The sequence below is a fragment of the Coprococcus sp. AM11-30B genome (assembly GCF_027674365.1).
In the GTDB taxonomy this organism is placed as follows: domain Bacteria; phylum Bacillota; class Clostridia; order Lachnospirales; family Lachnospiraceae; genus Allocoprococcus; species Allocoprococcus comes.
On sequence record NZ_JAQDVB010000003.1, the window covers coordinates 70,132 to 88,733 of the forward strand.

General features: G+C 43.5%; 15 protein-coding genes, 3 tRNA genes, 1 pseudogene and 1 other annotated feature. Of the genes and pseudogenes, 1 reads left to right on the forward strand and 18 read right to left on the reverse strand.

All coding sequences use genetic code 11. The features are described 5' to 3' along the window. Positions 1-125: 125 nt before the first annotated feature. The 10 genes from PGU50_RS02320 to PGU50_RS02365 all read right to left on the reverse strand — a co-directional run bounded on the left by PGU50_RS02320 (position 126) and on the right by PGU50_RS02365 (position 7,277). Positions 126-198, reverse strand: a tRNA-Thr gene (locus tag PGU50_RS02320). Positions 199-270: 72 nt separating this feature from the next. Continuing rightward, the gene (locus tag PGU50_RS02325; protein ID WP_117556275.1) at positions 271-909 is read right to left on the reverse strand and encodes a sigma-70 family RNA polymerase sigma factor; all 639 of its coding nucleotides are present in this window, start codon (positions 907-909) and stop codon (positions 271-273) included. Between the two features lie 12 nt (positions 910-921). Beyond that, positions 922-1,671: a 23S rRNA (guanosine(2251)-2'-O)-methyltransferase RlmB gene (gene rlmB, locus PGU50_RS02330; protein WP_117556277.1), complete on the reverse strand. Its 750-nt coding sequence runs from the start codon at positions 1,669-1,671 to the stop codon at positions 922-924. 1 nt (position 1,672) lies between these two features. After that, a complete protein-coding gene (locus tag PGU50_RS02335) occupies positions 1,673-2,140 on the reverse strand; it encodes a Mini-ribonuclease 3 (RefSeq protein WP_117823947.1) in 468 nt (155 codons plus the stop codon). Then, positions 2,125-3,531, reverse strand: coding sequence for a cysteine--tRNA ligase (cysS, locus tag PGU50_RS02340; protein ID WP_270246075.1), 1,407 nt, complete (start codon positions 3,529-3,531; stop codon positions 2,125-2,127). The genes PGU50_RS02335 and cysS overlap by 16 nt, the downstream gene beginning before the upstream one ends. Before the next feature lie 20 nt (positions 3,532-3,551). After that, on the reverse strand, positions 3,552-4,226 hold the full coding sequence (gene epsC / locus PGU50_RS02345) for a serine O-acetyltransferase EpsC (RefSeq protein WP_008374760.1): 675 nt from the start codon (positions 4,224-4,226) through the stop codon (positions 3,552-3,554). A gap of 52 nt (positions 4,227-4,278) precedes the next feature. After that, positions 4,279-4,519 (reverse strand) — a binding site (T-box leader). Between the two features lie 59 nt (positions 4,520-4,578). Next, the gene (locus PGU50_RS02350) at positions 4,579-5,709 is read right to left on the reverse strand and encodes a GNAT family N-acetyltransferase (RefSeq protein WP_270246076.1); all 1,131 of its coding nucleotides are present in this window, start codon (positions 5,707-5,709) and stop codon (positions 4,579-4,581) included. A gap of 37 nt (positions 5,710-5,746) precedes the next feature. After that, positions 5,747-6,298: a 2-C-methyl-D-erythritol 2,4-cyclodiphosphate synthase gene (gene ispF, locus PGU50_RS02355; protein ID WP_008374755.1), complete on the reverse strand. Its 552-nt coding sequence runs from the start codon at positions 6,296-6,298 to the stop codon at positions 5,747-5,749. A 3-nt stretch (positions 6,299-6,301) separates the two neighbouring features. Beyond that, complete coding sequence (locus tag PGU50_RS02360; RefSeq protein WP_270246077.1) at positions 6,302-6,829, reverse strand: hypothetical protein; 528 nt, start codon at positions 6,827-6,829, stop codon at positions 6,302-6,304. A 103-nt stretch (positions 6,830-6,932) separates the two neighbouring features. Further along, positions 6,933-7,277 carry a winged helix-turn-helix transcriptional regulator gene (locus PGU50_RS02365; protein WP_270203336.1) on the reverse strand — a complete coding sequence of 115 codons (345 nt, stop codon included), beginning with the start codon at positions 7,275-7,277 and terminating at the stop codon, positions 6,933-6,935. Positions 7,278-7,408: 131 nt separating this feature from the next. Here PGU50_RS02365 and PGU50_RS02370 point away from each other — a divergent pair, with 131 nt between their 5' ends. Continuing rightward, the gene (locus tag PGU50_RS02370; RefSeq protein ID WP_118217288.1) at positions 7,409-7,981 is read left to right on the forward strand and encodes a flavin reductase family protein; all 573 of its coding nucleotides are present in this window, start codon (positions 7,409-7,411) and stop codon (positions 7,979-7,981) included. An 82-nt stretch (positions 7,982-8,063) separates the two neighbouring features. On the opposite strand, the gene PGU50_RS02375 is transcribed toward PGU50_RS02370, so the two are convergent. The 8 genes and pseudogenes from PGU50_RS02375 to PGU50_RS02410 all read right to left on the reverse strand — a co-directional run bounded on the left by PGU50_RS02375 (position 8,064) and on the right by PGU50_RS02410 (position 18,456). Next, entirely contained in the window at positions 8,064-10,460 is a 2,397-nt protein-coding gene (locus PGU50_RS02375) for a glycoside hydrolase family 2 TIM barrel-domain containing protein (RefSeq protein ID WP_270246078.1), read from the reverse strand. A gap of 16 nt (positions 10,461-10,476) precedes the next feature. Next, positions 10,477-10,941: a fibronectin type III-like domain-contianing protein gene (locus tag PGU50_RS18070; protein ID WP_270203355.1), complete on the reverse strand. Its 465-nt coding sequence runs from the start codon at positions 10,939-10,941 to the stop codon at positions 10,477-10,479. Then, positions 10,915-11,199, reverse strand: a pseudogene (locus PGU50_RS18075) (MFS transporter); the annotation flags it as partial. The gene PGU50_RS18070 and the pseudogene PGU50_RS18075, both read right to left, overlap by 27 nt. Before the next feature lie 204 nt (positions 11,200-11,403). Continuing rightward, positions 11,404-12,627, reverse strand: a complete 1,224-nt coding sequence (locus PGU50_RS02390) for a helix-turn-helix domain-containing protein (protein WP_270246079.1) — start codon at positions 12,625-12,627, stop codon at positions 11,404-11,406. 70 nt (positions 12,628-12,697) lie between these two features. After that, positions 12,698-12,771 (reverse strand) — tRNA-Met (locus tag PGU50_RS02395). A gap of 28 nt (positions 12,772-12,799) precedes the next feature. Next, positions 12,800-12,872 (reverse strand) — tRNA-Val (locus PGU50_RS02400). Positions 12,873-13,051: 179 nt separating this feature from the next. Beyond that, positions 13,052-14,386, reverse strand: coding sequence for an NADP-specific glutamate dehydrogenase (gene gdhA / locus PGU50_RS02405; RefSeq protein ID WP_008374749.1), 1,335 nt, complete (start codon positions 14,384-14,386; stop codon positions 13,052-13,054). Between the two features lie 311 nt (positions 14,387-14,697). After that, entirely contained in the window at positions 14,698-18,456 is a 3,759-nt protein-coding gene (locus tag PGU50_RS02410) for a phosphoribosylformylglycinamidine synthase (protein ID WP_270246097.1), read from the reverse strand. Positions 18,457-18,602 lie beyond the last annotated feature (146 nt).

The following is an 18,602-nucleotide window of genomic DNA, read 5'->3' on the forward strand; positions in this document are numbered from 1 at the left end:
TTGTCCTGTGGACAGTTTTGATTCATGTCCTTTAGTTTATCACACTTTCTACACACGGACAAGTGAAAAAAAAGCAGACATTGTACCTTCCAACCGGAAATACAACTCTGCTTCTTAAATATATAAGCTGCCTAGCGGAATCGAACCGCCGACCTCCGCCTTACCAAGGCGACGCTCTACCGACTGAGCCAAGGCAGCCTGCGCATTTTCGCGACTCATTTAATATAGCACATCACTGCTTTGCTTGTCAATATTTTTAAATTTTTATTTTTACTTTTTTTCAGACCGGCGTTTTTCTTCCAGAAGCTGGCGTGCTTTCGCTTTGATCCGCTGCAGGGCATTGTCGATCGTCTTCGGACTTTTGTCCATAAATTCTGCAATCTTCAGATATTCCATTCCCTGCAAATGAAGATACAGCACCTTTCGCTCCAGCTTACTTAATTTTTCTTTCAGTTCCTCTTCAAATGCATTCGTATACTCTTCTCCAAGAATCATCAGCTCCGGATTACTCTCTTTCCCTGCTTCGATCGTATCTACTATGGAAAGCCCGTTCTCCTCCGGATTGTCACTGGCAGATGCGTAAATCGACACATAGGAATTGAGCGGCAGATGTTTTTTCCGCTGTGAAGCCTTAATCGCCGTATACATCTGGCGTGACACACAAAGTCCGGCAAAACTTGAAAAGCTTGCACCTTCTTTCGGCTCATAATCCTGCACCGCTTTAAAAAGACCGATCATCCCCTCCTGGATCAGATCATCATTTTCTCCGCCCCACAGATACATGGCACGCGCTTGTTTGCGTACCATGTCTTTGTATTTTTCCATCAGATAATCCGTGATCTCGGTCTTACCTTCCCGAAGCAGTTCAATCAGCTGCTCATCCGTCATTTTCCCCAGATCCATTTTCATTCTCCGATTTTCCTAACTCATGCGCTGACGCACGATCTCATAGGCAAGGACACCTGCTGCCACAGACGCATTCAGGGAGTCAATATCTCCCTTCATCGGAATGGCTGCCGTCATATCACAGGTTTCTTTTACCAGACGTCCAACACCTTCGCCTTCGTTTCCGATTACCAGACCAATCGGTCCTTTCAGATTCACGCGGTACATCACATCCCCATCCATATCTGCACAGACGAACCAGAGTCCCTTTTCTTTCAGTTCTTCCATGGTTTTCACCAGATTGGTGACTTTTGCTACCGGTGTGTAATTCAGCGCACCTGCTGATGTCTTTGCAACGATTGCAGTAAGACCTGCTGCGCGGTGCTTCGGAATGATCACACCATGCGCACCTGCAAGATTGGCAGTACGGATGATCGCGCCGAGATTATGTGGATCCTCAATATTGTCCAGAAGGATCAGGAAAGGATCTTCCCCTTTCTGTTTTGCAAGCTCCAGCATATCTTCCACCTGCGCATACTCGTAAGCCGCTGCCTGTGCAATGACCCCCTGATGTCTTCCGGTCTCTGAAATCTGGTTCAGACGTTCTTTGGTTACAAAATTCAGGATCGTATCATGCTTTTTTGCTTCTCTTACGATACTTCTGATCGGTCCGTCCTGACATCCGTCAAGAATATATACTTTGTCAATCGGTTTCCCGGAGCGAAATGCTTCCATTACTGCATTTCTTCCCTCAATCTGCTGACTGTTCATCTTTTTTTCTTCCATTCTATTTCTCCTGCTTCTTTTCTTCTTCGCATTCGCTTAAGTGATCCAGACCGATCTTGATCAGATCTGCCATTCTTTTCCATTCTCTTTTCAGGTAAAGCCATCCCATCAACGCTTCAAATCCGGTTGCACGTCGGTAATCGGTCAGTGACTGGTTCTTTGCCGGCGATACTGATTTAGCATTTCGGCCTCTTCTGTAAACAGCATGCTCTTCTTCAGTAAGCAATGGCTGAAGGACACGCATCATCTCTGACTGGGCAGACGCCTGCACCATACTGCTTGTCTCCTGATGTAATTTTTTTACCTGTTTATTGCCTTCGCTGATCACCTTTGTCTTGATGACCAGATCATAAATGCTGTCCCCTATATAAGCCAGGGTAAGAGGTGAATAGCCTTCCGGCTCCACCTCTTTCATCTCAAGCACTTCTTTTATATAGTCAGCAATTTCAAATTCTACGCTTTTTTCCATTGTACTCCTTCTCTGGTATCCTTCAGGATAATTCCCTTTTCCAGAAGCTCGTCACGGATCGCATCGGCTCTTGCAAAATCTTTTGCTTTTCTTGCTGTCTGACGCTCTTCGATCAGTTTCTCAATATCTGCATCCAGAAGTTCTTCCTTCTTATCCAGGATCAGTCCCAAGACATCACCGAGTTTTACGATTCTGTCCAGTAATCCCCGGAGATATTCCTTTGAGCTTTCTGCTGTCGCAGTGGTATTTGCATATTTTACAAGTTCAAAGATTGCTGCGATTGCGTCTGCTGTATTGAAATCATCATCCATTGCTTTTTCAAATTCTTCTACATATGCATCAGTTTTTGAAAATGCTTCTTTTTCTTCGGCACTCATCTCTTCTGCTGCCACAGAAGCGATAAGATGTTTCAGATTATCGGTTGCATTGAGAATTCTCTCCAGACCGTTCTTGGATGCTTCCATCAGCTCTGCACTGAAGTTCAGCGGGCTTCTGTAATGTGCGCTCAGCATGAAGAAACGAAGCACCTGGAGGTCATACTGCTCGCTGATCTCTCTTACCGTACGGAAGTTTCCGAGTGATTTTGACATCTTGCGGTTGTCAATGTTCAGGAATGCATTGTGCATCCAGTATCTTGCAAATTCTTTACCGTTAGCGGCTTCGCTCTGTGCGATTTCATTTTCATGATGTGGGAATATCAGATCTTCTCCACCTGCATGGATATCAATCTGTTCGCCAAGGTATTTCCTCGACATCACAGAACACTCAATATGCCATCCCGGACGTCCATCTGACCAAGGTGACTTCCAGAAAGGTTCTCCTTCTTTTTTCGGCTTCCAGAGTACGAAATCCAGCGGATCTTCTTTTTCATCCTCACCGCTTACCAGAAGAGAACGTCCACCGGAACGGAGATCATCCAGATTCTTGTGGGATAATTTTCCATAGTCTTTAAACTTTCTTGTGCTGAAATAAACGGTTCCGTTTTTCTCGTAAGCATAACCTTTTTCAATCAGCTCGGAAATCATCTCAACCATGCCGCAGATCTCCTCTGTTGCAAGCGGATGCTTGGTTGCAGGCTTTACATTCATTCCTGTCATATCCTTTTTGCACTCTGCAATATAGCGCTGTGAAATTTCCTGCGCGGATACCTGTTCTTCGATTGCCTTTTTGATGATCTTGTCGTCAACATCCGTGAAGTTCGATACATAATTGACATCGTATCCTTTGTATTCAAAATAACGGCGGACGGTATCAAATACGATCATCGGTCTTGCATTACCGATATGGATGTAATTGTATACGGTTGGTCCGCAGACATACATTCTTACCTTTCCTTCTTCCAGAGGAACGAATTCTTCTTTCTTTTTCGTAAGTGTGTTAAATACTTTCATAAAGCTACTCCTTCTTTTTTCTATGCTTCCTCGATTATTTTTTCTTTCGCGAGTTTTTCTTTCAATGCTTTCAGTTCTTTCTTCAGACGGATATTGTCAGTCTGAAGCTGACGGATATCATTCAATACCGGATCTGGCAGATGGATCTGATCCAGGTCAGCACTCGGAACTTTCTGGTCACCCATGCGGACAATTCTTCCCGGGACACCGACAACAGTACAGTTCGGAGGTACTTCCTCTATAACAACAGATCCTGCTCCGATCTTGGAATTCTTTCCGATCGTAAAGGAACCGATGACCTTCGCACCGGCACTGACCATGACGTTGTCTTCCAGCGTTGGATGGCGCTTGCCCTGCTCTTTTCCTGTACCACCCAGGGTTACTCCCTGATACAGTGTAATATTATCGCCCAGGATTGCAGTCTCGCCGATGATAACGCCGCTTCCATGGTCGATGAAAAGTCCTTTTCCAATGGTTGCTCCCGGATGGATCTCGATTCCTGTTTTTCTTACACCACGCTGCGATACCCAGCGCGCCAGAAAATAATGCTTTTTCAGATACAGCTTATGTGCGATCCTGTAATGAAGCATTACCTTAAAGCTTGGATACAGAAGTACTTCTATATCCGATTTGATAGCCGGATCTCGTTCTTTTACTACTTTGATTTCTTCTTTGATATAGGAAATAACTCCCATTTCATTCACCTCTGATTTGGAATTTCCTGTGAAATAAAAAAACTCCGTCTCAAAAAGAGACGAAGTTTCCGCGGTTCCACTCTAAATTAAAAGCAGCTCTCCTGCTTTTCTCTCACGGCCTGTAACGTCTGCCACACGTACCCGGCTACTTGTGAAATCTTCACTTTCACGTTCGCCCGGTCAACTCCCGAATGCACTTCATCATCCCTGCTCCTGGATCTGCTTTCAGCCGATGACAGATCCTCTCTGATGGAACTCTGAGGATAACTACTCTTTTCGTTCTCCGTCTTTTCAGTTTTATTCATATCTAGTACATATAGTATGCGATTTTTTCTTTTTTGTCAACCGCTTATCAGACAATCTCGTTGATAAAAACAGGAGAAAACGGCATCAGTTTACTGATTTCTTCTTTGAATTCTGCTGAAAAAATCTCCTTTTCTTCCTCTTCAATCTTTTCCAGCTCTTTATAGCCAAATACGATCGATGTAAGCGCATCAACACTAATCTTCTGCACAGCATCATCTTTGCCGGTGTGCGCTGTCCTTGTCCGGACTACAAGATGTTCTTCATTGCCTTTTAGCATAAACAGACGGTTATTCTCCCGGATAACCGGATCATACAGAACAAACTCCAGATTCATCTCTTCTCTGCACACCATTGAAGACAGAAGACTTTCTATATTCAAAAGCCGTGCCATAATCAACGGTTTTTTCTTTTCTTCTTTTTTGAGGATGACTCCTGCCTTATCAAAAACATCTTCATATCCTTTTCGGATCAATGGCTCTCTTACTGCAAGCCCATCTTCTTCATCAAAAACAAGGATTCCTCGCATCTCTCCATCCTGCTCTGCGATCAGGATTCCGCCTTTTTCACTTTCCTGTTCCTTCAAAAGGCGCATATAATAAGCTGCATCCCGTTTGGTATATACCTGTATTTTCTGTTTTTCCAGAACTTCTTCCGCAAAATCCCCCAGCTTTTTACAGTCTTTTCCCTCTGCCTTTCTGAGTGTCACGCCAGAATCGTTCTGTAATTCCACGATCTTCTGTATTGTCAGTTCTTCCCCGTCTGTTCCTTTTACACTCCACACATCGGCTGCATAGATAAACCGGTAATTATGTGGATAATAAATTTTCTCACTTGCGGGCATCAGGAAAAAGAATGGCATTTTTTGCTGATACAGATCTCTTGCTGTCTTGCTTAATAATTCCGCCATATAACCTCTGTGCCGGTAAAGAGGCTCTGTTGCAACTGCAACAATGTATCTGCTCTCTATTGCCTTTTTCCCCATCTGTATTACATAAGGATTCAGCTGCATCATCGCCCGGATATCGTGATCCGTCTCGATCACATAGATTTCGTTATTCTTCGTCTTTTCTGTGTAATAATAGTCCAGAAATTCTTTTGTATCTTCTGTAAATACTTGTTCCCACAGTGTTCTTGTAAGCCCACGCTCTTCCGGCTTCAGTTTTTTCAGTATCTTCATTTTACTTTTTCGCCGTACCTTTCCATTCAGACTTGATCTACATCTGTCTTGCTGCACAACCTCCACAGCCTGCGCAGCCACCTGCAGGTGCTGCTACGTCTACACTGCTGAAATTAGTCAGTTTTTCGATTGCACAGATTGCCTGGGAAGAAATTCCTTCCCCACTTCCGGTAAATCCAAGACCTTCTTCCGTCGTTGCCTTGACATTTACCTGATTCGTTTCAATATGCAGTGCTTCTGCAATATTCTTTTCCATCTGCTCGATATGCGGGCGCATCTTCGGTCTCTGCGCAATGATCGTCGCATCAATATTCTCAATTACATACATATGATCATCCAGCAGCTTTCCTACATGCTCCAGAAGCTTAATACTGGAAATTCCTTTGTATGCAGGATCTGTATCCGGAAAATGCTTTCCGATATCTCCAAGTGATGCCGCCCCAAGCAGAGCATCCATGATCGCATGCAGAAGTACGTCTGCATCCGAATGTCCAAGAAGTCCCTTTTCGTATGGGATCTCCACTCCGCCAAGAATCAGTTTTCTTCCTTCCGTCAGTTTATGAACATCATATCCCATTCCAACTCGCATTTTCTATTCTTTTTCCTCCTGTTTTTCATCTGATGAATCAGTTTCTTCTGATATCTTCTCTTCACCAGACTTTTCTTCATCCTCATTGTCTTCCTGTTTTTCATCTGATGATAGTTCTGATTCAGACTCTGCATTTTTTTCTTCTGAACTCTGTGCTTTTCCAAGATCAACTTCTACTTTTTTCTCTGTCTTATCAGATTCCTTTGTACCTGCTCCCACCTGAACATCTACAACACCTTTTCCTGTCACAGATTCCTTTTCTGTTTCTTCGCTTTCCTCGGCATCCGTATCGGAATTCTCCTCTGTTTCTGCTTCCGTAGCTTGGATCTCTGCCTTTGTCGCCTTTACGATAATTCTGATATTATGAACAATCGTAGCCAGTCCGAATATTGCAAAAAATACTCCCGCCAGAATAAACAAAATCTGGTTCTTCGGTTCCCCGTCTATCGTCTCACGCACCAGAGATACGCCGGTATACACCAGATACGCTCCAACCGCCGCCATGATCACCTGCTTTGATTTTGATGTCATATGATAGTCCTCCATTTTGTCGTAATTTAGTTGTATTTTATCACATATTGGAGAAATTGACTACTTATCAGAAAGCGCAAGTTTTCATTTTCTCCGCAATATTTTATTTTCGATTCTCCGTTCCCCAAATACAAAGCTGGTCCAAAACCACCATCAGAGATTTTCCACGCTCTGTCAGAGAATACTCCACCTTCGGCGGAATCTGCGGATACGCTTCCCTGTGGATCAATTCATCTTTCTCTAATTCCTTCAGATTCTGACTTAACGTCTTATCCGAAATCTTCCCCAGATAACGCTGCAGCTCGTTAAACCTGACCGGCTGATATTCCATCAGACAGTAGAGAATGATCATCTTATATTTACCAGAAATCAAAGACAAGGTATAACTAAACCCCGTCTCTTCAAAATCTGCATTTTCAATATAATCTCTCATTTTACACTCTTTCATTCTTTATCTACACTTCCTTTCAGGTAAGTACCTAACCTAAAAGATGGTACTTGTTATTTCTTCACATCTTTACATAATTATAAATAGGAGCTCTTAAAAAAGCAAGCGAATCATAGTACGGAGGTATGAAAATGAAAAAAGATTTAGGTGTCGTTCCTGCAGTTTATCCTATGCCGGTGCTGATGGTAGCTGCATATGACGCAAATGAAAAAGTAAACGTAATGAATGTTGCCTGGGGACAGATCTGCGATATGGATAAGATCATCCTTTTCATCGGAGAAGGCAAAAAGACCTGGTTAAATATCAAGGAAAGCAAGGCATTCACTGTAGCACTTGCTGACGAAGCGCATGTAGACGTGGCAGATTTCTTCGGAATCGCTTCCGGCAATAAAATCGATGACAAATTTGAGCGTACCGGATATCACGCTGTAAAAAGTGATAAGGTACACGCTCCGATCATCGAAGAATTTCCTGTTGTAATGGAGTGTGAGCTTTTGGAATTCGTCGATACGGAGCACATCTCAGGAATCGTTGGCAAAATCGTCAATGTAAAAGCTGAGGAATCTGTTCTCTCCGAAAATGGAAAGGTAGATCCGAAAAAACTGCAGGCTCTGATGTTTGATCAGTTCCAAAGTGGATACTATTCTACCGGAAAGCGCGTTGCTACCGCCTGGAAAGCCGGAGCGGGATTGATGAATAAATAATTTCACCTAAAAAGAGGACATCTCACTTTTTCTCAAAGTGATGTCCTCTTTTCTTATTTCATCTATACATACAAACAGGTATTTATACCACTTCAATCACAGCTTCTCCGCGGGAATGTTCTCCTTCTGCTTCCACACGGATTGTTCCGGTTTCTGGCGTATAGACGACCGCCTGTGCCCTTCCATAATATGTCTTAAATTTTCCTGTATCATATGCCTCTGTGGTACATGGATCTGCACTTCCAAATCCCAGAAGCACGCCTCCCTTTACCCTGCAGTTCAGCTGCTCATCAGCTGCCGACTCTACCACGCCATTTGCGCCTTTGACAGAGATATCCACATAGACAATATCTCCTACTTTCACCTGCTTCTCTTCCGGGCAAACCGAAATTCGCTTTTCCCCCTCTGCCGAAAGGAGTCTGCTTCTTCCGATTTCTTTTCCCTGCGCGTCGTATTGGATGGCACATAAGCTTCCGGACTTATATTTTACAGAGAACAATGCCTTACACTGCTTCAGCTTCTTTTTGCCGATCAGTTTGTTATTCAGATACAATTTTACCGTCGCACCGTTTCCGTAAACCTCTACGATCGTCTTATTCCCTTCACAGCCTGACCAGGACCAGCTTTCTATCGCATTCGTCCCTCTCCAGACCGACTTGCTGACACGTACTCCCGGATGATTTGCCGGTCTGACTCCGATGACTGGTTTACTATTTTTCTCCCAGACGACTGCCGCATACCGACATGAGGCATCTGGATTTCCAAGAATATCGATCACCCCGGCACCTCCGAGCAGCCACGGATACGGACGGTTAAACGGCATACCTCCGGTATAGCTCCACGCTCCGATTCCTGCTTCACCAAGATAATCCCATGCTGTCCACATAAAATCACCGATCAGATACGGATATTTTTTTACCATTTTCCAGTTTTTCCAGATATCCTGTGGAAAAGTCTCGCTTCCAAACACAATTCTCTCCGGATGTGCTTTCCCTTCCAGCGGATATCTTCCGGAGCCGTAATTATAACCTGCTATATCCAGACAATCCAGGAACGGACTGGAGATCGCATCCACCTTTTTTGAATTTCCGCCCTTATTCATGCCGCTTCCGATAAACGAAGCCATAATATTAAACGCCAGGCTGTTATTGCTTTCTTTCTTTTGTTCTTTGGATGAGGATGTCGTATTTGTCTCGCCATCCTGATAAATCCCCTGCCCCTTTGCAGCTCTGCCCATCACCATCAGATTGGTTCCACAGGTAACCGGACGAGTATGGTCATGACTGTGTATGCATTCTATCATAGCACTTCCAACCTGAAGTCCCTTCTTTTCACAAGGTTCTGCAACCTCATTTCCGATCGAATATAGAATGACCGAAGGATGATTATAATCTCTCTCGACCATGGCAGTCGTATCCGCTTCCCACCATGCTTCAAAATCACATCCATAATCATATTTATTTTTTCGGTTGTACCAGGTATCAAAGGTTTCATCCATAACATACATTCCCAGTTCATCACACGCTCTCAGCATTGCTTCACCGGCAGGATTATGAGAGCTTCGGATGGCATTAAATCCGGCTTCTTTCATGATCTTCACACGTCTTCTCTCACTTTTTTCCCAGCTTGCCGCTCCCAGGATCCCATTGTCATGATGGACACAGCCGCCTCTCAGAAGCGTCGCTTTTCCATTTACAAAAAATCCCTTCGTACTCCAGGAAAGCTTACGGATACCAAACCTCTCTTCTGCTGTATCCAGTATTTTTTCGCCCTCTTCAAGTATGATCTTAGCAAGATAAAGATTCGGAGATTCCCCATCCCAGAGCCTTGCCTCTGGCAGCTCGATCTCTGCTACAGCAGTCGCTTTTTCATTCCCTGATTGCGCAGCATTTACCTTTACAAACTTTTCTGCTATGGTAGTTTCTCCGTCCTGTATCTGCATACGGACACCATATTCTTTCGCACTGTCAATTCCTTCCAGCTTTCCTTCTATCCTTATCTTTGCCGGTTTGCAGGACAGCGTCGTGATTTTTACCCCTTGATAACTAATATGTGTCCTCTCAGACAGATACAGATTCACCGGACGGTAAATTCCGCTTCCTGTATACCACCGGCTGTTCGGAAGCTTCGAGTTATCTGCAATTACAGTCAGAAGATTCTCCTCCCCATAGTTTGCATTCTCATCTAATCGTACCAGAAACGGAACATAACCATACGGTCTTTCATAAAGCTTTTTCCCATTCAGAAAGACCTCTGCGTTTTTGTATACGCCCTCAAACTCTACCGCCAGATATTTCTCCTTCCACTCTGCCGGAATAAAGAATTTTTTCTCATAGGTATATATCCCTCCCGGAAAATATCCGTGCGCACTGCCCCCTGCTGCATCTGCAGTTCTCTTTTCATGGATCATCGCATCATGCGGCACGATCACAGACGTCCCATTACATGTCCAGTTTTCAGTAAATGCTGCTTTTTTCATTATTTCACCCCGTTTGTTAATCTACGATATTACTCTTGGCATAAAAGCCTCTTGTTTTTCCATCAATCACTGCAGTATCTGTGATCACAAATTTTCCGGTGAGCTGTATCTCTTCCGATGAACCACCCACTCCAACCGTGATTTCTCCGGCTTCCACGATCCACTGCATATGCGAATCTAAAAATGCCGTCTGATCGGTATTCATAGAAAAATGAATTCGTTTGCTCTCTCCTGCTTTGATAAAGACTCTGCAAAATCCTGCCAGCTCCTTCGCAGGTCTTATCATGCTTGCCACTTCATCTGTAAAATATAGCTGTACGACTTCCTCTCCATCTCTTTTTCCTGCATTGGTAAGTGTACAGAACACATCAACCTTTCCCCGGCTGTCGGTCTCTTCTGTAACAGAAAGATCCGAATAAGTAAACTCTGTATAGCTCTTTCCTTCGCCAAAGTAAGCAAGCGGTATTGCCGAAAAGAACATCCACGGTCTTGCCTTTCCCATTTTGCTGTGTGTCTTATCGATCAGACTGCCGAAAAAGACATCAGTAACCCCATCCAGCAGTTTACTCACCATCATAAGCGTTCCTACAACGCCTGCATTTAATCCGACAGAATCTGTCAGATACAGCATCATAAACGATGAAACCAGCATATAAAAGAAATTCGATCCAAAGTCCCCCGAACCATATGCTATTTTCTTTGGAACTGATAAATATTTTTTGTTTGCTTCATTCTCCATCCGTATCTCTCTCCTTTTTTTCATGATCATTTCAGTTTTCTCTTCTACAAAAGGTTTCCGGAATACACTTTTATAGTTATGCAATCAAAATTGGTTCACTGAACCAATTATTGATATGCTTGGCAATAAAAAACATCCATTGGATACGATTATCATAACCGTATCCAATGGATGTTTCTGTCATATATGTTGCTTTTTTATCATTTATGTCTGTTTGCTTAAAAAATGTATATTTTTATTCTGTTTCCGATATTCGGACGGAGAAATCCCGTTTTTCTTTTTAAACTCTCTGCCAAAATGACTCTGTGATGAAAAACACAGATAATCTGCAATGTAAGAAATCGAAGCCTCAGAATATTTCAGCATATTCTCAGCCGCTCGGATTCGTATCAGAATGCTATACTGTGAAATGCTCATCCCAACCTGTTCGGAAAATTTTCCGGACAAATAGGTTCTGTTTACCCCTATCTGTTTTGCCAGTTCTTCCACCGTGATTCTTTTATGGAAATTTTGTGTCAGATAATCCTTGCACTGTTCGACATAATTTGAATTTTTCTTCTCTTTCTTCCGTTCCTGAACCATTTTCACATAGGTTCGCTGTATCTCAGAAGAGAGCTGATACATCTCTTTCTGTGTTTTACACTTTTCCAGCCTTTGATAAAACACATCGCTCACCGCATAAGCTTCTGTCGGCGATACGCCTCCTTCCATTGCTGCCCGTGAGATCAACGCAAGTCCTGCCGCAACCATATACTCCGCCTGCTTAAGGCCTCCCTCAGCCAGCTTTCCAATTTCATCATACAGATGCAGCTTGTCATACATCGGACCTTTGAAATAATCACTATCTCCTCTTTTTATCGCATCGTAGTATTTTTTTTCATATTCATATGTTACATGCTTTCGTTCATTTTCTGAAGAATCAAATTTATAGTTAACCAGTTCCCCTTCTATTTCGCTTTTCTTACCTGTTTCAATCCGACTTAATTCCATCAACTCTGCTTCACTTATTTCAAGACCACACAGAGAAAAAAGAGACATAGACAAAATACCGGCAAGTTTCATGATCGACATTCTGGGGATATTCAATTTATGCTGCGAAAGCTGATGTCTGCGCCTGTAATGATACAGTCCGCTTTTTTCTTCCTTATCCGTCGCCAGACTCACCGGTCCTCCGATATAAAAATTGTTCTCTGCATCAGAAAATGCCATGTAAGCCACCCAGCCGTCTTCTATCGTAAGGACAGGCGCCCTTTTTTCTTCATACATCTTACGCAGATTTTCTTCTAAATACGGATCTGTCAAGAACGGATCCTCTTCATTTTCTCCGATGCCGATAACTTCCAGTATATCTTTCTCGGCATAATAAATGTGCGAGGAAATCTTACTATTTACATAGAGTCTCTCCGCCCAGAATCGTGTCTTATCCATCTTCCTTACTCCATCACTTCATTTCTCATATAGTAAAAAAGAAGCCCTACACAAGGACTCCTTCTTCAAGTAGCGGGAACTGGATTTGAACCAGCGACACCGCGGGTATGAACCGCGTGCTCTAGCCAACTGAGCTATCCCGCCATATTCAATTATGCAACTTTCATTGCAATGGGACCAATAGGGCTCGAACCTATGACCCTCTGCTTGTAAGGCAGATGCTCTCCCAGCTGAGCTATGATCCCATATGTTTGTCCGTCTCACAACCGACTTTGTTATTATACAATTATAATCACTGAAATGTCAACTGTTTTTTTACTTTTTTTGACACTTTTTTTAACAGATTTTTACCCTTCCTAAGCAAAAGCCCCCGGAATTTACTTCCGGGGACTTTTGGTTTATATTTTTACATAGAGGATATGTCTTATACAATTCCCTGAGCCTGCATTGCGTCTACAACTTTTTCAAATCCGGCAATGTTAGCACCTACTACATAGTTTCCTTCTGCTCCGTAACGTTTTGCTGCGTCTGCTGCGTTGTGGCAGATATTTACCATGATGTTCTGAAGTTTTGCATCAACTTCTTCGAATGTCCAGCTGAGACGTTCGCTGTTCTGTGACATCTCAAGTGCTGATGTGGCAACACCACCTGCATTAGAAGCTTTACCAGGTGCAAATAATACACCGTTCTCCTGCAGATACTGTGTAGCTTCCAGTGTGGTAGGCATGTTAGCTCCTTCTGCTACTGCGAAGCATCCGTTTGCAACAAGCTGTTTTGCATCTTCCAGATGAAGTTCGTTCTGTGTTGCACAAGGAAGAGCAATATCAACTTTTACTGACCATACACCACGTCCTTCATGATATTCTGAATTTGGACGGTAGTTCTTGTATTCTGTAAGTCTTGCTCTCTTCACTTCTTTGATTTCTTTCAGTGCTGCAACATCGATTCCTTCCGGATCATAAACCCATCCAGTAGAATCGCTGCATGTTACAACTTTGGCACCCATCTGCTGTGCTTTTTCGATTGCGTAGATTGCAACGTTACCTGCTCCAGAAACAGCAACTGTCTTGCCAGCGATGTCTTTTCCTGCAAGTTTGAGCATCTCGCGTGTGAAATACAGAAGTCCGTATCCTGTAGCTTCTGTACGTGCAAGGGATCCACCGTAGCTGAGTCCTTTACCTGTCAGAACACCTTCTGATAATCCACGGATTCTCTTGTACTGTCCGTACATATATCCGATCTCTCTTGCACCTGTTCCGATATCTCCGGCTGGTACATCTGTGTCTGCTCCGATATATTTGCAAAGCTCTGTCATAAAGCTCTGGCAGAATGCCATAACTTCACGATCTGATTTTCCTTTCGGATCGAAGTCTGATCCACCTTTTCCTCCACCGATTGGAAGTCCTGTCAGAGAGTTTTTGAAGATCTGTTCAAATCCAAGGAATTTGATAATTCCGATATTTACTGAAGGATGGAGACGTAATCCTCCTTTGTATGGTCCAATTGCACTGTTAAACTGTACACGGTATCCTGTATTAACCTGAACCTGACCTTTATCATCTACCCACGGTACGCGGAATTTGATCTGTCTTTCCGGCTCAACGAGTCTTTCAAGAAGAGCGTCTCTTCTGTATTCTTCTTCATGAGCTTCTACAACTGCACGAAGAGATTCCAGAACCTCTTTTACTGCCTGATGAAATTCTGGTTCATCTGGGTTTTTCTTTACTACAAGTTCAATTACTTCATCAACATAAGACATACTACTCAATACCTCCTGAATGTTCTTTTACAAAAATGTGACTTTGCACACTTCTTTGCTAAAAAAAGAGGGACAAACAAATGTCTGTCCCTCCGGAACACCTTTGTTCTTTAACAGAGTAAAGCATTCAGGCGCCTGTGTCAAGATTTTTTTGCATATTTTTCAATTTTTATGAATTTCCACTACATTTTTGTTTCAAATACAGCTGATTTTCATTTTTTTTCTTGATACTTCTTCTCTTTTTTGCAAGTTTGTGTCGACAATCTTGCATTTTCGTCTCATTCGAAGCATTTTATTCCAGATTTCCCGTCTTATTTGAAATATTTCACACCGGATTCAAAGATCTTCATATCCTGCTCACCATAAATATTGATTGCCACGGAATCTGCACGACGTTCTGAATGTGCCATCTTACCAAGCACACGGCCATCCGGACTTGTGATACCTTCAATTGCGCGATAAGAGCCATTGACGTTCCATTCTTCGTCCATAGATACATTTCCGTCAAGGTCACAGTACTGTGTTGCAACCTGTCCGTTTGCAAAGAGCTTGTCAAGCCATTCTTCACTTGCAACAAAACGTCCCTCTCCGTGGGATGCCGGATTGGTATAAACTCCGCCAAGCTCTGCTCCCTGCAGCCATGGTGACTTGTTGGTAACAACTTTCGTGTAAACCATCTTGGAAATATGGCGTCCGATGGTATTGTAGGTCAGTGTCGGAGAATCCGGTGTCTGTCCCACAACTTCTCCGTAAGGAACCAGACCAAGTTTAACCAGTGTCTGGAATCCGTTACAAATACCAAGTACAAGACCATCTCTTTCGTTCAGAAGTTTTTCTACTGCTTCTTTGAGTTTTGCATTCTGGAATGCAGTTGCAAAGAATTTTGCTGAACCATCTGGTTCGTCACCAGCTGAGAATCCGCCCGGGAACATGATGATCTGGGATTTTGCAATTTCTTTTTCAAATGTATTCACAGAATCTACGATATCTGCTGCATCCATGTTACGGAATACTTTTGTGATGACCTTTGCACCTGCTCTTTCAAATGCTTTTGCACTGTCATACTCGCAGTTTGTTCCCGGGAATACCGGGATAAATACAGTCGGCTGTGCAATCTTGTGTCCACAGATTACAATGTCTTTTGTATCATACAGCGGAGATTCTACCTTTTCGTCAGAAGCTTCGTCAGATACCGTACGGAATACCTGTTCCAGAGTTCCTGTCCATGCATCTTCTGCTTCTTTCAGTGTGATTTCTGTATCTCCAAATGCGAATTTCGCATCATCTGTCACTTCACCAATCACAGTGTAAGAAATGGAGAGTTCTCCAACCTTGTCTGCTGGAACTTCTGCTACGATGTCACCGAATGCAGGTGCAAAAAGTTCTCTTGCATCCATGCTGTGTTCGATCTTCACACCCATTCCGTTACCGAATGCCATCTTGCTGACAGCTGCGATCACTCCATGGCGGTCAAGTGCGTAAGCCGATACAATCTTTCCGTTGTGGATATCATCAGCGAACTTACCGTACTGATCCATTACCTGTTCATATACCGGAAGCTCATATTCATCTTTTTCAATCTTCATCCATACAAGTTTATTACCTGCTTTTTTCAGTTCCGGAGTAATGATATCTCCTTCTTTGGCAATGTCAACTGCAAAGGATACCAGTGTCGGCGGTACATCGATATGTTCAAATGTTCCGGACATGCTGTCCTTTCCTCCGATTGACGGAAGTCCGTAAGCAATCTGTGCCTTATATGCACCAAGCAGTGCTGCAAATGGCTGACTCCATCTTTCCGGATCCTCTGTCATTCTGCGGAAATATTCCTGGAATGTAAAACGGATCTTGCTGTAATCTCCACCACAAGCCACGATCTTAGCCATAGACTCTGTGACAGCATAGACAGCTCCGTGATACGGACTCCAGCTTGACAGATACGGATCAAATCCATAACTCATCATCGTAACGGTATCGCATTTACCATGCATAACCGGAAGCTTTGCAACCATACTCTGCGTCTCTGTCATCTGGTATTTTCCACCGTGAGGCATGAAAACCGAACCTGCTCCGATGGATCCGTCGAACATCTCAACCAGACCTTTCTGCGAGCATACATTCAGATCTTTCAGAGTATCCAGCCATTTTTCTTTTACATCGCCAACCTCAACCTGTTTCTTAAGGATGGTATCTTCTCTTGAAGGAATATCAACTTTAACCGTTGTCTCCTGGTGTGCACCGTTGGTGTTCAGGAAGGCACGGGAAATATTTACAATCTCTTTTCCTCTCCAGGAAAGAACAAGTCTCGGATCTTCGGTAACAACTGCAACCTTTACCGCCTCCAGATTCTCTTCTTTTGCATAGCCAAGGAATTCATCTACATCCTTCGGATCTACCACAACAGCCATACGCTCCTGGGATTCAGAAATTGCAATCTCTGTTCCGTCAAGACCTGCATATTTTTTCGGTACTTTGTCCAGATTGATCTGAAGACCATCTGCAAGTTCTCCGATTGCAACAGATACTCCGCCTGCTCCGAAGTCATTACACTTCTTGATCAGCTTGCTGACTTCTTCTCTGCGGAACATTCTCTGGATTTTACGTTCGGTCGGCGCATTACCCTTCTGAACCTCAGCTCCACATGTCTCGATGGATTCTTCGGTATGAACTTTGGAAGAACCGGTTGCTCCACCACAGCCATCACGTCCGGTACGTCCTCCAAGAAGAATGATGATATCTCCCGGATCCGAATTTTCACGGATAACTGCACGTCTCGGAGCAGCACCCATAACCGCACCGATCTCCATTCTCTTTGCCATATAATCCGGATGATAGATCTCTTTTACCAGTCCGGTTGCAAGTCCGATCTGATTACCATATGAGCTGTATCCATGTGCTGCACTACGCACCAGTTTCTTCTGCGGCAGTTTTCCTTTCATCGTCTCTTTTACAGATACGGTCGGATCTGCTGCACCGGTTACACGCATTGCCTGGTATACATAAGTACGTCCTGACAGCGGGTCACGGATTGCTCCACCAAGGCAGGTAGCTGCACCACCAAATGGTTCGATCTCGGTCGGATGGTTGTGCGTCTCGTTCTTGAAGTTGACAAGCCACTCTTCTTCCACACCATCTACTTCAACCGGGACAACGATACTGCAGGCATTGATCTCATCGGATTCTTCCTGATCCTGAAGTTTGCCTTCTTTTTTCAGCTTCCGCATTGCCATCAATGCAAGATCCATCAGGCATACAAATTTGTCTTCGCGTCCTTTAAAGATCTCACTGTGTGTCTGAAGGTATTCTTTATAAGTATCTTCCATCGGCTTTCTGTAATCGCCATCACCGAAGGATACTTCTGTAAGTTCTGTTGAGAATGTAGTATGACGGCAGTGGTCAGACCAGTAAGTATCCAGAACACGGATCTCTGTCATAGATGGATCTCTGTGTTCCTCCCCTTTGAAATAATTCTGGATGTGCTGGAAATCCTTGAATGTCATAGCAAGTCCAAGAGAACTGTATAACTCTTTCAGTTCCGCTTCCGGCATATCTTTGAATCCGTCAAAAATCTTTACATCTGCAGGTTCCTCGAATTTCGTAACCAGTGTCTCCGGTTTTTCAAGTCCTGTCTCTCTGGAATCCACCGGGTTAATGCAGTGCGCCTTGATAGCTTCCATCTCTTCTTCGCTGATCTCACCTTCGATCACATAAGTGGTCGCTGTCTTGATAACCGGCAGCTCATCCTCTTTGATAAACTGTACGCACTGAACAGCAGAATCTGCTCTCTGGTCAAACTGTCCAGGAAGAAATTCTACAGAAAAAATGTGGTCACTTTCTTCGCGCGGGAAGTCCTCTCTGTAAAGCACATCTACCGGTGGTTCTGCAAACACACCGTTGCATGCTCTTTCAAATGTTGCATCAGAAAGATTTTCCACATCATAGCGGATCAGTACACGTACATTCTTCACCGTCTTAATTCCAAGATAACTCTTCACCTCATGGCGAAGTTCTTTAGCCTGTACTGCAAATTCTGGTTTTTTCTCCACATATACACGTTTTACGCCCATAATTTCCTCCATTAGCTTTGGTAGTAATATTGAAACCGCATGCCTTGATCCGGCATAACGGCAGTTTCCTCGATTTTTATTTTACCACATCACCTTTTATAAGTACAATAAATATAACTAAATCTTTTTATAAGTATATCTTATTTATT

Bases quoted from the DNA above. Each gene is read 5' to 3' on its own strand.
- PGU50_RS02325 (WP_117556275.1), bottom strand. From the start codon at position 909: ATGAAAATGGATCTGGGGAAAATGACGGATGAGCAGCTGATTGAACTG.
- rlmB (WP_117556277.1), bottom strand. From the start codon at position 1,671: ATGGAAGAAAAAAAGATGAACAGTCAGCAGATTGAGGGAAGAAATGCA.
- PGU50_RS02335 (WP_117823947.1), bottom strand. From the start codon at position 2,140: ATGGAAAAAAGCGTAGAATTTGAAATTGCTGACTATATAAAAGAAGTG.
- cysS (WP_270246075.1), bottom strand. From the start codon at position 3,531: ATGAAAGTATTTAACACACTTACGAAAAAGAAAGAAGAATTCGTTCCT.
- epsC (WP_008374760.1), bottom strand. From the start codon at position 4,226: ATGGGAGTTATTTCCTATATCAAAGAAGAAATCAAAGTAGTAAAAGAA.
- PGU50_RS02350 (WP_270246076.1), bottom strand. From the start codon at position 5,709: ATGAAGATACTGAAAAAACTGAAGCCGGAAGAGCGTGGGCTTACAAGA.
- ispF (WP_008374755.1), bottom strand. From the start codon at position 6,298: ATGCGAGTTGGAATGGGATATGATGTTCATAAACTGACGGAAGGAAGA.
- PGU50_RS02360 (WP_270246077.1), bottom strand. From the start codon at position 6,829: ATGACATCAAAATCAAAGCAGGTGATCATGGCGGCGGTTGGAGCGTAT.
- PGU50_RS02365 (WP_270203336.1), bottom strand. From the start codon at position 7,277: ATGAAAGAGTGTAAAATGAGAGATTATATTGAAAATGCAGATTTTGAA.
- PGU50_RS02370 (WP_118217288.1), top strand. From the start codon at position 7,409: ATGAAAAAAGATTTAGGTGTCGTTCCTGCAGTTTATCCTATGCCGGTG.
- PGU50_RS02375 (WP_270246078.1), bottom strand. From the start codon at position 10,460: ATGAAAAAAGCAGCATTTACTGAAAACTGGACATGTAATGGGACGTCT.
- PGU50_RS18070 (WP_270203355.1), bottom strand. From the start codon at position 10,941: ATGTTCTTTTCGGCAATACCGCTTGCTTACTTTGGCGAAGGAAAGAGC.
- PGU50_RS02390 (WP_270246079.1), bottom strand. From the start codon at position 12,627: ATGGATAAGACACGATTCTGGGCGGAGAGACTCTATGTAAATAGTAAG.
- gdhA (WP_008374749.1), bottom strand. From the start codon at position 14,386: ATGTCTTATGTTGATGAAGTAATTGAACTTGTAGTAAAGAAAAACCCA.